At 67.5% G+C, this 13159-nt stretch carries 7 protein-coding genes and 1 pseudogene; 6 read left to right on the top strand and 2 right to left on the bottom strand.

Going from position 1 to position 13159, the window contains the following annotated elements; genetic code table 11:
- The first annotated feature begins 481 nt into the window (after positions 1 to 481).
- From K6142_RS13635 to K6142_RS13625, 3 genes are all read left to right on the top strand, one after another.
- Entirely contained in the window at positions 482 to 1795 is a 1314-nt protein-coding gene (locus tag K6142_RS13635) for a glutamate-5-semialdehyde dehydrogenase (protein ID WP_190244163.1), read from the top strand.
- Positions 1796 to 1968: 173 nt separating this feature from the next.
- Entirely contained in the window at positions 1969 to 2838 is an 870-nt protein-coding gene (gene nadD, locus K6142_RS13630; RefSeq protein WP_190244162.1) for a nicotinate (nicotinamide) nucleotide adenylyltransferase, read from the top strand.
- A complete protein-coding gene (locus K6142_RS13625) occupies positions 2829 to 3644 on the top strand; it encodes a hypothetical protein (RefSeq protein WP_190244161.1) in 816 nt (271 codons plus the stop codon). The genes nadD and K6142_RS13625 overlap by 10 nt, the downstream gene beginning before the upstream one ends.
- A gap of 216 nt (positions 3645 to 3860) precedes the next feature.
- On the opposite strand, the gene K6142_RS13620 is transcribed toward K6142_RS13625, so the two are convergent.
- Positions 3861 to 5018, bottom strand: coding sequence for a glycosyltransferase family 9 protein (locus K6142_RS13620; protein ID WP_223380902.1), 1158 nt, complete (start codon positions 5016 to 5018; stop codon positions 3861 to 3863).
- A 356-nt stretch (positions 5019 to 5374) separates the two neighbouring features.
- Here K6142_RS13620 and K6142_RS13615 point away from each other — a divergent pair, with 356 nt between their 5' ends.
- Positions 5375 to 8101 (top strand): PAS domain S-box protein, encoded by a 2727-nt coding sequence (locus tag K6142_RS13615; RefSeq protein ID WP_190245855.1) that lies wholly within the window; start codon positions 5375 to 5377, stop codon positions 8099 to 8101.
- A 483-nt stretch (positions 8102 to 8584) separates the two neighbouring features.
- Complete coding sequence (locus K6142_RS13610; protein ID WP_190245856.1) at positions 8585 to 11083, top strand: GGDEF domain-containing protein; 2499 nt, start codon at positions 8585 to 8587, stop codon at positions 11081 to 11083.
- A gap of 403 nt (positions 11084 to 11486) precedes the next feature.
- Here the strand turns inward: K6142_RS13610 and K6142_RS16735 are convergent.
- Positions 11487 to 11810 (bottom strand): annotated as a pseudogene (locus tag K6142_RS16735) (histone H1-like repetitive region-containing protein); the annotation flags it as partial.
- A gap of 875 nt (positions 11811 to 12685) precedes the next feature.
- On the opposite strand from K6142_RS16735, the gene K6142_RS13600 reads away from it, so the two are divergent.
- Complete coding sequence (locus K6142_RS13600) at positions 12686 to 12943, top strand: hypothetical protein (protein WP_190245857.1); 258 nt, start codon at positions 12686 to 12688, stop codon at positions 12941 to 12943.
- The last annotated feature ends 216 nt before the right edge of the window (positions 12944 to 13159 follow it).

The following is a 13159-nucleotide window of genomic DNA, read 5'->3' as shown; positions in this document are numbered from 1 at the left end:
TCTTTTACGTGCCCATTACAGAAATGTCAAAAGGATTCCGGCCGGAAGCCGGTTCCTCGCGGCCCGTCTGGGCTTGCGGGTTTTGACAAGACCTTCCCGTCCTGTCCGTGGGGCACCGCCAAAATCATGCAAGCCGCCTTGCGCGATGCGCGAGGGGGGGGCATTCCATCACATGGAACTCCGTCAGGGTGTCAGGTCCTGTGCACGTCCTTGCCGTGCCCGCCCTTCACCCGCCCCCCTCTGCACTTGCGCATGAACGGCAGCCATGCACCCTGCGGCGAACGAAAGGCGCGAACCGCCCTGCCCTTCCGCGCGCCTCGGCCATACCACCATCACCGTGCCGGAACTGGCCCTGCGCCTTGCCCTTCCGCACGCCCGCAGGGCATACTGTTGCGTTGCCGGGGGGCTGCGGCTATAGCAATCTTTCGCAACCTTCACGTCGTTCCGCCACCACACGGAACGCCAGAGCGCCGGAGCCGCCATGAGCACGCAGAACACCACCACCGCCCCGGATGCAACCAGGGACACCGCCACGAGCGACATCGTCCAACTGGTCGAATCCATGGGCAAGCGCGCCAAGGCAGCCGCCCGCAAGCTGGCCGCCGCGGCCCCCGCCGCCAAGATCGACGCCCTGGTCCGCCTTGCCGGGCTGCTGGAATCGCGCGAGTCCGACATACTGGCCGCCAACGCGCGCGACCTGGCCGCCGCCGAAGCGGCGGGCATGGACGCCCCGCGCATGGACCGCCTGCGCCTTACCCCGCGCATCATGGCCGAAATGGCCGCCGCCTGCCGCCACGTGGCGGGCCTGCCCGACCCGGTGGGCGCGGTGGAAACCCAGTGGCAGCGCCCCAACGGCCTGCTGGTGGGGCGCATGCGCATTCCCCTCGGCGTCATCGCCATCATCTACGAATCGCGCCCCAACGTGACCATCGATTCCGCCATCCTGTGCCTGAAGGCGGGCAACGCGGTGATCCTGCGCGGCGGGTCGGAGGCCATCCACTCCAACCTGGCCCTGGCCGGGCTCATTGCCGAGGCCATGTCCGCCTCCGGCCTGCCCGGCGATGCTGTGCAGGTGGTCTCGCGTACCGACCGGGCCGCCGTGGGCGCCCTGTGCGCGCTGGAGCAGTACATCGACGTGATCATCCCGCGCGGGGGCGAAACCCTGATCCGCGCCGTGGTGCAGCAAGCCACCATGCCCGTCCTGAAGCACTACAAGGGCGTGTGTCACGCCTATGTGGACGCGGGCGCGGACCTTGACCAGGCCGTGGAGATCGTCTTCAACGGCAAGGTGCAGCGCCCCGGCGTGTGCAACGCGCTGGAATGCCTGCTGGTGCACAAGGACGAGGCCGCAGCCCTGCTGCCCGCCGTGGCCGCCCGGCTGGCCCCTGCCGGAGTGACCTTCCGCGCGTGCCCGACGGCGCTGCCCCTGCTGGGCGATGCCGCCACCGCCGCCGCCCCGGAAGACTACGGCATGGAATTCCACGACCTGATCCTGGCCGTGCGCGTGGTGGACGACATGGACGAGGCGCTGGCCCACATCGCCGCGCACGGGTCCAACCACACCGAAATCATCTGCACCCGCGACCATGGGCGGGCCATGCGCTTCCTGCGCGAGGCCGACGCCTCCATGGTGGCGGTGAACGCCTCCACCCGCTTCAACGACGGCGGGCAGCTGGGCCTTGGCGCCGAGATCGGCATCAGCACGTCCAAGCTGCACTCTTACGGCCCCATGGGCGTGCAGGAACTGACCACCACCAAGTTCGTGGTGTTCGGCGCGGGCCAGGTCCGGGAGTAACGGGAATGGCGGGAGTGGCGGAAATTCTCGAATAGCCGGTACAGGACTGGCGCGGCGGCCCGCTGGGTGCCGCCGCGCCAGCATCGCCCATGCGGTCCGCAAGCGCCTGCTGCCCGGACCGCCACCAAACGCATCACGGAACACGAACGAACCACGGGGGCGGCAAAAGGTTCATGCGGCGCATCGGCATACTTGGCGGCAGTTTCAACCCGGTGCATGCGGGGCATCTGCGCCTGGCCATCGAGGTGGCCGAGGCGCTGCGGCCCGACCGCATCGACCTCGTCCCGTGCGCCGTGCCCCCCCACAAGGAAGGGCACGACCTCTTGCCCTTCGGGCTGCGCCTGTCCCTGCTGCATGCCGCCGTGCGCCCGTTTGCCGCGCTGGCCGTGAACGCGCTGGAAGGCGGGCGCAGCGGCCCCTCGTACACCTGGGACACCCTGCACGCCTACCGCGCCGCCGAACCGGACGCCACGCCGTTCTTCATCCTGGGCGGCGAGGATTTCGAGATGCTGCCCCACTGGCACCGGGGAGTGGAGTTGCCGCGCGTCGCCGACTTCGTGGTGGTGCCCCGCGCGGGCAGCGGGCCGGAAGCCTTCCGTGCCGCCCTGGCCGCCCACTGGCCCGACGCCGCCCCGCTAGCGCCCCAGACGGACCATGCACAGGCCGCGCCGGACACGGAACGCCACCTGCTGCGCGGCGGCCCCTACGGGGATACCACCCTGACCTTCCTGCCCCTGCCCCGGCTGGACATCAGCGCGTCCCTGCTGCGCGGCAAATGGCTGCGCGGCGCGGACATCCGCCTGCTGGTGCCCGACGACGTGGACAGCCTGCTGCGCGCCCAGGCCGACGAGGTGCGCCGCTGCTGGGCGCACGCCGCCCCGGCCCCCCATGCCGACCCCGCGATGCACGGCATCGCCCCCTCCTGCTCTGCCTCCGACTGCGCCACACCCGACTGTTCCGCCCCACACTGTTCCGGCTCACACTGCTCCGGCTCACACCGCTCAGGCCAGCACGGCTCCGGCAAGGACTCCCCATGCGAATGACCGCCCCCAAGGCCGTGCGCGACAACATCGCGCGGTCCCGTGCCTATCTGGCGCGCGGCTACCTGCCCCGCGCCCTGGAGGCCATGGAAAAGGCCCTCAAGGCGTACGAAGGCACCCTGCTGATCGGGCAGGCGCGCTTTGAGACGGAAGTGCACATCCATGAATTCGTCAACGATCTCAACCGAAACCACGTCATCCGCAAGTTCTTCGAAACGCGCAAGGTGCTTTCCGGCCCGTACGTGACCTATGCCCCCGGCGACGAACTGCCCCTGGCCGACCGGCTGGAATCCATCCGCCATGCCATGCTGGAAGAGGAGCGCGCCCGCGCCGCCGAGCAGGCCCAGAAAATACTGATGCGCAAGATGGAACTGACCGGCAACGGCCAGGACAGGCTGGACGCGGGCGACCTGCCGCGCGGGCGGGCCCTGCTGCGCCGGGTGGCCGACGAATGGGGCCACGAGCCCGGGGTGCTCAGCGACATCGGGCAGCGGTTCCTGCGGGCACGGCTGTTCTACGAGGCGGCGGAACTGTTCGAATCGGCGCTGGAACGCTTTTCCGGAGAAGCACCGGCCTACTCCGGAGCGGTGGCCGCCTATCTGGAACTGCGCGAATACCCCAAGGCGGAAATCGTGTACCTGCGCGCATTGCGCCAGTTCGGCTCGCACCCGCGCACCATGCTGAACCTGGCCAAGCTGTACATGGAGTGGCGCAAGCGCGACAAGGCGTACGAATACGCCAACCGCGCGTGGCAGGCCGACCCTTCGCTGACCGAGGCGCGGGAACTGCTGTCTCGTCTTTCGCGCTGACGAAAAAAAAGGCGGGCGGCGCACCACGCCATCCCGCCAGTTCCCCATCCGGCAATGCCGCCGACATCCGGCCACTACAGTTCGCTGCCCGCGCCTTCCCCAACGCCGCCGCAACGCCCGGCGTCCGCATAATCCGGCGCCAGCAACGCCCGGCGTCCGCATAATCCGGCGCCAGCGGGCCTGACACTACCGGACCCGCCGCCAGCGGCCCTGCCGTCAGCAGTTCTTGGCGTCCGCGCCCGCCCCGGCCATTCCATCGCCAACCACCCGCCGCACCGCCGCAAACACCGCATCGGGCGCGATGCCGGTCATGCAGCGCCCGGAACGGGCGCAGCGCCTGCTGCCGTGCAGCGAACAGGGGCGGCAGGCATCGCCGGTTTCCAGCACCACATCGCGCGGGCCTTCCGGGTAGAAGCCCCATTCGCGGGTGGTGGGGCCGAACAGCGCCACCACCGGGGTGCCCACCCCGGCGGCCAGATGCATGGGGCCGGAATCTCCGGTCACCAGCACGTCCGCGGCGGCCAGCAGCGCGCAGGTTTCGCGCAGGTCCGTGCGGTCGGTGAAATCCGCCGCCAGTCCGCCCGCACGTCGGGTCTGCTCCACAAGCGCGAAGAGCGGCGCGGCCTCGTCGCCCCCAGCTTCAGCAACAGCATTTCCCTTTCCGCCGGACCGCCCAACCACGAACCACGCATGCCCGGCGGCGGAAAGACGCCCGGCCAGATCGCGCCAGGCATCGGGCAGCCAGGCCTTGTCCGGATGCGTGGAATAGGGATGCAGGGCCACCAGCGGGCGGGCCGGAACGGGGGCCCCGTCCGTAGCGCCATCCGGCGTTCCCGCAGGCAGCAGCCCGGCCTCGCGCAGCAGGGCCACGCCCCGCGCGCTCTCCGCGTCGTCCAGCAGAATGCGCGGCAGCAACGCCGAACGCGGCGGCGGCGCATCCTGCACGGCCAGGGCGTACCGTTGCGTCACGTTGCTGGCGCGCAACCGTTCGCGGAACAGCCTGCCGCCGGACCGCAGGAACAGGCGACGTTCCACCGAAAACTTGGGATAGCGGCGCACCGGTCCGGGCCACAGCAGCCCCAGCAGCCGCGAGCGCAGGGTGCCATGCAGGTCCAGCAGGCCCGCGCCCGGCAGCGACGCCGCCAGCCCACGCACGAAGCCGGGCAACGCGGCGGGGCGCAGGTCGTGCGGATCCACCGTGGCCACCCGGTCCACGGCGGGGTGGTTGCGGAACACCGGTGCCCACTGCGGCCGCGTCAGCACCACGAAGCGCCAGCCACGGGCACGATGCAGCCACAGCAGGACGCCCGTGGTCAGCACCACGTCGCCCAGCGCACTCAGGCGCACCACCAGCCATGTCTTGGGCAGGGTCATCCGTTCTCCGCCGTGTATCCGGCGTGGTTGCATGGTCGTCGAAGTGCGGGCATGGCGCTCACCCCAGGATGCGAGAGCGCCATTACTATTTCCTTCGGTTCGTATTTCAGGTATTAATAGGGCTTGCATCACCCCCTGCGGCAAAACCGAAGGGTCGGTGCGGCACAGCACTACCAGCAGCGGCGCGGAAAGAAAAGCGCCGCGTTCCGGCGTCTGGCGCACTTCAGGCGCACTTCCGGCGCCCCTTGCGGGCAGTGGCGCGCCATGGCGCCTTTATCACGGCACCCCGGGTTGCTCGGTGCTAAACTGACGGTCATTCCGCCGCACGACCAGCCCTTCACTCCCCCAGGCACACAATGAACGCCATTCCCCCCCGCACCCTTGCCCAGCTTCTGCGCAGCCCGCCCGTGCGGCGGCTGTGGCTGCTGCTGGTACTGGCGTGCGCGGTGTTCACCCTGTTCCTGCTGCACGCGGTGCACACCTTCTGGGAAACGGCGGAAACATACCGCCGCAGCCACCTGCGCGAAATGGTGCTGCTGGCCCGCAACCAGGTGCAACCGGTGCTGGATGAACTGGCCGCAGGCGCCTATGGCCGCGACCACGCCCTGGTGCTGGTACGCGAGCGGGTGCGCACCATGATCTTCAACGATACCCGCGGCCCCAACTACATCTTCATGAGCGGCTACGACGGCACCGTGCTGGTCCAGCCCTACGACCGGCTGATGGAAGGCCGCAGCGGCCTTGGCCTGCGCGATGCGAACGGGGCGGCCATCATCGTGGAGCTCATCAGGACCGCGCAGGCGAACCCCGACGGCGGCTATTTCTCGTACCACTACACGCCGCCCGACAGCAGCGCGCCGGAAGAAAAGCTGTCGTTCGTGCTGCCCATCCCCGAACTGGCCTGCTACATCGGCACCGGATCGTACCTTGGCGACGTGCACGCCGGAGAACGCCGTTACATCCTGGCCACGGCGTCCCTGGCCGTAACCGTGTTCGCGCTGCTGGGGCTTACCTTCGTCACCGCGCTGGGGGCCCTTGCCAGGCGCGGTGCTGAACTGGAACGCGAGGTGGAGGAACGCAAGGCCACCGAACAGCGCCTGGCCGCGGCGGAACTGAAATACCGCTCCATCTTCCAGAACGCGCAGGAAGGCATAGCGGTCATCCAGGACGGGCTGCTGCGCTTCGTCAACCCGCGCATCGGCGAAATACTGCGCCGACCCGCGCAGGACCTGGTGGGCACTCCGTTCACCGACCACCTGCACCCCGGCGACCGGCCCGTGGCCAGGGACAGGTACATGCGCCGCCTGAGCGGCGAACCGCTGGGCACCTACCCCCCGGTGCGCATCTGCGCACCCGATGGCGAGCGCTGGGTGTTCGGCACCGGGGTCCTGCTGGAGTGGGATGGCCGCCCGGCGGTGCTGGTGATGCTGACCGACATCACGGACCTGAAAAAGACCGAGCAGGCCCTGCACGCGCGCGAGCAGCAGTTCCGTGCCGTGCTCACCCAGGCCCCCTTCGCCATGGCCCTGCTGCACCCGGACGGCACCCTGCGCGAGGCCAATGCCGAATGGCTGGCCCTGCACGGCCTTGCCGAAGCCACGGGCAGCCCCGCCGTGTACACCCTGGACCAGGACCGCTACGTGCTGCACGCCCGGCTGCACGGGCTGGCCCAAGCCGCCCTTGCGGGCGAGGCCATCGCCACCGAGCCGCTGGAATTTCCGCCCGACGCCACGCCCGACGGCCAGACCCGCTGGATGGCCCTGCGCCTGTACCCCGTGGGCGGCGCACCGAGCACGCCCGACGCCGTGGCCTTCATCCTGAACGACCTGACGGTACTCATGGAGTCGGAGCGCGAGCGTCAGGTCCTGCTGGCCGACCTTTCGCGCGCCAACCGCGCCCTGTCCCGCGCCCAGCGCCACCTGAAGGGCGTGCTGGATGCCATGCCCTCGGCCATCGTGGTGGCCGACGCCGCCGACAGGGTGGTGCTATGGAATCCCGCTGCGGAACGGCGCTTCGGCGTTGCGGCCCCATCCGCCCATGGCCGCGCGCTGGTGGAAGTCGCCCCGGAACTGGCCCGCCACCTGCCCCGGCTGCACGCGGCCCGGCGCGGGGGCGCGGCCATGCCGCCGGAACGGGTGGTCACCCCCGTAGAGCTTCCGGCGGGGTCGCAACCGGGAACCCTGTCCGGCGAATCCCGCCGGGTGGAGGACGTCACCGCCATTCCGCTGGAAACCGGCGAGGAAATGTGGGGCATCCTGCGTCTGGACGACGTGAGCGAACGCGCCGCCATGGAAGACCTGATGGTGCAGGCCGAAAAGATGGCCTCGGTGGGTGGGCTTGCGGCGGGCATGGCCCACGAGATCAACAACCCGCTGGGAGGCATCCTGCAAGGGGTGCAGAACCTGCGCCGCCGTCTGCTGGACGACCTGCCCGCCAACCACGCGGCGGCGGAACGGCAGGGCATGGATTTCGACCGCATTGCCGCCTACGCCGCAGAACGCCGCATCGGCGGCTTGCTGGACGGCATCCGTGAATCGGGCGAACGCGCCACGCGCATCGTGGCCAACATGCTCACCTTCAGCCGCCGCAGCGACCCTTCGCGCGTGCCGGTGCAGATCAACGACCTGCTGGAGCGCACCCTGGAACTGGCGGTTACCGATTACAGCCTGGCCCGCAACTACGACTTCAAGCGCATTGTCGTGGTGCGCCGCTACGACCCGCAGTTGCCGCCGGTTCGCTGTTCCGCCAGCGAAATGGAGCAGGTGTTCCTGAACCTGTTCAAGAACGCGGCGCAGGCGCTGGCGCTGCGCGACGACGGGCCGCCGCCGGTGCTCACCCTGACCACCGCCGTGGAGGCGGCGCACCTGCGCATAGAGGTGGCCGACAACGGCCCCGGCATGTCGCCGGAACTGCGCCGCCGGGCCTTCGAGCCGTTCTTCACCACGCGCGAGGCAGGCGCGGGCACGGGGCTTGGCCTTTCGGTGGCCTACTTCATCGTGGTCACCAACCACAAGGGCACCATCACCATCGAGGAAGCGCCGGAAGGCGGCGCGGTGGTCGTGGTGCGCCTGCCCCTGGCCTGAGCCGCCTGCTCCCGTTCCGGGCCGGACACCCCGAACCGGACATCCCGAACCGGACATCCCGAGACGGACCTTCGGGGCCGCGTCTTCTGACCGTGTCTCCCCAGCCGGACCTGACCGGATGCGGCGCGGCCCTGCCCCGGCGCGCCCCCTCCCCTTCCGCCAGCACTCCGCACCGTTCCTGCCAACCATCGGCGCGCCCCCCCTGCCCTCTCGCCTTGCTCGTCACCCCCCGCCTTCCCGCTTGCAGCCCCGGCCTTCCCGCTTGCAGCCCGCCAGCGCCGCGGCTTCTGCAAATCGTCATCTGTCCGTCACCGTCGTCACCGGCATCTTCATGCTAACTACCCGCCGAGAGACGTACTGGCGCCGCACGGCGTCACGCAACCGTCACCACGCCTTCGAAGGCAAACGGACAGCGGACGGCACACTCACCATTCCGCGCCGGGTCGTGCCCGACAACGTGTCCGACAGTATCCGGGGGGATACATGCAACATACCTGGCTGGAGCCGTTGCTGGAAATGCTGGGCCGCAGGCGCGGCGATACGGGCCACGCAGCGCACCCGGACGGCCTTGCGCCGGGCACCGGGCACGCCGCAAACATGCCTCCGGTCTTCACGGGCATCGAAGTCCCCGAAGCCGTGCCCGGTTCCATCCCTGGCGCCGCACCAACTATCCTGTCAGGTGCCACGCCTAGTGCTCGCGCCACTTCGCTGACCGTACCCGATTCCGCGCACCACGCGCATTCCGCCCACGCCACGGACGCCTCGGTACGCGAGATGGTGGCCCGGCACGAGGCGCTGCACATGCTGCTGGTGCGCATGGTGGACCACGTGCTGGTGCGCGACCTGTACGGAGAGGAAATAACCGCGGGCATCGAATCCCTGCTGGTGGACGGATTGTGGGCAGCGCTGCCGGGCCTGAGCGGCCAGCCCCCATCGGGGCATCACCTGCTGCCGCTGGAGTCGGGCGAATTCCTGGTGTTCTGGCCGGAACCGGCCACCCGCCCGCAGCGCCTGGCCGACGCCGCCTTCACCATGAAGCTGAGGTTGCAGCACCACCTGAAGGATTCCGTGCTGCGCTGGACCGGGCGCGAGGTGCACATCGGCGTGGGTTGCGCCACCTACCGCCGCCGCCCCGGGGCGGAGCCGCGCCGGGAATTCTTTCAGGCCGTGCGCGAGGCGCGCACCATGGCCCGCAAGGAACTGGACCTGTCCGACCTGCGCCTTGCGCGCGACTTCAAGGCCGTATTGCAGGACAACGCCATCCGCACCCTGTACCAGCCCATCGTGCGCTTTCCCACCGGGCGCATCATGGCCTGGGAGGCCCTGAGCCGTGGCCCGGTGGACACCCCCTTCCACTCGCCCATGATGCTGTTCGACATCGCAGAGGAACTGGGCATGCTCTTCGCGCTGGAACGCATCTGCCGCGAACGGGCCATTGCCTGCGCGGGCACCCTGGCCCCGGACCAGAAGCTGTTCCTGAACATCCACCCGCGCACCCTCACCGACCCCGGCTTTACCCCCGGCAGCACGCTGGAGGCGGTGCGGGCCATGGGGCTTGCGCCGGAAAACATCGTCTTCGAGATCACCGAGCGGCATTCCATCCGCGATTTCGGGGTGTTCTACAAAACCCTGTCGCACTACCGGGGGCAGGGGTTCAAGGTGGCCATCGACGACGCGGGCACCGGCTATTCCGGCCTTGCCACCATCGCCGAGCTGAAGCCCGACTTCATCAAGATCGACATGTCGCTCATCCGCAACATCAACCGCGACCCGGTGCGCCGCGCGCTGATGGAAACGCTGGTCAGCTTTGCCGAAAAGATCGGTTCGCGGGTCATCGCGGAAGGCATCGAAACCCGGGAGGAAGCGGCCACCCTGATGGCCATCGGCGCGCACTACGGCCAGGGCTACTACCTGGGCCGCCCCGACCACCCCAAGCAGGAAACCCATGTGGACATCGGTGAACTGCGCCCCACGGCGCAACTGCCCAGCGTGGGCAGCCTTGCCTGCTCCATGCCCGTGGGCGAACTGGCAGAACCGGCCCACACCGTGCCCCCCACCACCCTGGCGGGCGAGGTTCGCAGGTTGTTCGAGACGTCCGATCCGTTGACCAGCATCGCCGTGACGGACGAACGCGGCAAGCCGCTGGGGCTGATAATGGATTACCACCTCAACCGGCAGCTTTCGGCGCAGTACGGGGTGGCGCTGTACTTCAAGCGGCCCGTGTCCGCCGTCATGGACGCGGGGCCGCTGGTGCTGGAGCAGACCACCCCCGTGGAGGACGCCGCCCGCCTTGCCATGTCGCGCAGCCGGTTGCAGGCCTACGACGACATCATGATCACCCGCGCCGGGGTGCTGGCGGGCATCGTTTCGGTGCAGCGGCTGCTGCACAAACTGGCCCAGGTGCAGGTGGAACTGGCCAAGGGCATCAACCCCCTGACCGGCCTGCCGGGCAACGTGGCGCTGGAAAAGGAACTGGAAACACGCCTGGCCGGGGGGCAGCCCTTTTCGCTGCTGTACGCTGACCTGGACAACTTCAAGAGCTACAACGACACCTACGGCTTCAAGAACGGCGACAGGATCATCCTGTTGCTGGCCAAAGTGCTGTCATGGGCAGTGCAGCGGCACGGGGCCAAGGGCGACTACGTGGCGCACATCGGCGGCGACGACTTCGTGTGCATCACCTCGCCCCGCCATGCCGAACGGGTGTGCCGGGCGGCCACGCGCTGCTTCGGGCGGCTGGTGCGCGGCTGCTACTGCGCCGAGGACATCGCGCGCGGTTGGATTACCGCGCGCGGGCGCGACGGCATGGAGCGGCGCTTTCCGTTCGTCTCCGTCTCGCTGGCAGTGCTGGACTGCCACGAACGCAGCAACCTGCACGAGATCGGCGAACGCGCCGCCCATGTGAAGCACCTGGCCAAGGCCATCCCCGGCAACGCCTACGTGCTGGAATGCGGGGTCTGCCAGATGCGCACCCAGCACTAAGGTCACGCCGCAGCCAGGCTCCGCACACGAAGCCCCCACGGTGCACCGCGGGAGGGGCTTGTCGGTCCGGTCGGTGCACGTGGGCGCAAAGCCACAGAAAGAGCGCACGGCCCCGTGCCTTTGGACGAACGTGCCGCCGCCCGTCACGCCATGCGCGACGGGCGGCGGTTATCTTTGAGCCAGTGCAACAGGGACAACCTGTTGACACTCTGCAACTATCGCGTGTCGCCCCGTTACTGCTGGCGCGGCAGATCCGTCTGCTCGCCCCGCGGCTTCTGTTGCTCTTGCTTCTGCGGCTTAGGCTGCGGCTGGGGCTTAGGCGGTTGCGGCTTAGGCTGCTGCGGCTGCGGCTGCACCCGTCGCTGTTCCTGCTGCCGCTGCTGGCGCTGCTCTTCCCTGCGCTGTCCTTCCTGGTGGCGCTCTTCTCTACGTTGGCCTTCCCTGCGCCGCTCTTCCCTACGCCGCTCTTCCCTACGCTGCTCTTCCTGGCGCTGTCCTTCCTGGCGCTGTCCTTCCTGGCGTTGCTCTTCCCGGCGCTGCCCTTCCTTGCGGTGCTCTTCCCGGCGCTGCCCTTCCTTGCGGTGCTCTTCCCGGCGCTGCCCTTCCTGGTGGCGCTCTTCTCTGCGTTGCCCTTCCCTGCGCCGTTCTTCCTTACGCTGTCCTTCCTTGCGGTGTTCTTCCCGCCGCTGTTCTTCCCGGCGGTGTTCTTCCCTGCGCTGCTCTTCCCGGCGGTGTTCTTCCCTGCGCTGCTCTTCCCGCCGCTGCTCTTCCCGGCGCTGCAACTCCTGCCTAATGCGGTCGCGCTCGCGCTTCATGCGGGCCTGTTCCTGGCGTTCCCACTCCAGACGCGCGACCTCCAGGCGCTGACGGTCCTGCGTGACGGCACGGCGTTCCAATTCCAAACGGCGGGCCCGCTCGCGATCGTAGGCATCCTGCAGACGGCGATCATAGTCCGCATAGCCATCATCATAGCCGTCATCATAATCGCTCTGTCGGTCATACGCAGGGTCGAGAACATGCACACACCCGGTCGCGCCCAACGACACCACCAAAAGCGACACGATAATTGCCGTTTTAACACCAGTCATGCGCTACCCTTGGGTTTGTTCGTTCACAAGAAAAGTGACTCTGCCATGAGAGAGGGGGATGTCGCAGCCGCCAGACGAATTTGCGCGTCACACACCAGAACAACAACGCACCCCGGATCGTATTCGACAGATCCTTGGCCTTCATGCAAGCGCGCGGCACAAGCCATATGGACAACTGTACTGCTTCGACAGCTTGTCCACAGGAAAACCGACAGGCAATCAGGAGCCCCCAAGCAACAGTAACCGCTGCAAACCGTGCAAACACGAACAGCAATGCCAAATTGACGACCAGCCGTCGAGAGGAAATTATTTACCTAGCGCAACATTAAAACTTTTTTAATGCACCACGCATTAAAGCAACAAAATGAACATAAGCAATATATATTTTATATACATGTTTCAAATTTTGTAGAATGCATGACTTATTGATGCATTATAATAACAATAAAATATTCATTGCATTTTCAACAAAACAAAATCAAACCACACAGATATATTTAAAAATCGATGCATAATGCATATCCATCTCACAAACGAAGAGCAAGAGTCTATCCATACCCACAGACATCACACAAAATCAGCAAAAAAATTTTTATGCGCCCTTAGCAACGTATTCCGATACGACGCCACCCTTGCGAACAACCAGGCGATGCCACACCTGGACATCACGACACCGAAGCGGATCGTCGATCCCGGCCACCGCATTACGGACGACAAGCGCCATCGCAAGCCCGGTGTTGGCTGGGAATATGTGCATGCGTATGCGGAATGAGGTCGTGCGGCGGGCTCATGCGCCGGTGATGCCCTACAGGCTGGCCGAGCCTGCCATGGCCGTTCGCGCTTCCTGATCGAACAATTCCGCCAAATGGACATCGCCGTGTAACGGGTAATGCCCGACGATGCCCCCCATGCTTCAAGGCTGTTCCATGGCGCAGGCAATGCGCCGGGCATCACGCATATCCGCGCCCGTCCGTACACGCCCCGGAGC

This window comes from Nitratidesulfovibrio sp. SRB-5 (assembly GCF_019931275.1).
In the GTDB taxonomy this organism is placed as follows: Bacteria; Desulfobacterota; Desulfovibrionia; order Desulfovibrionales; family Desulfovibrionaceae; genus Cupidesulfovibrio.
This window is presented reverse-complemented; position numbering and strand designations above follow the sequence as displayed.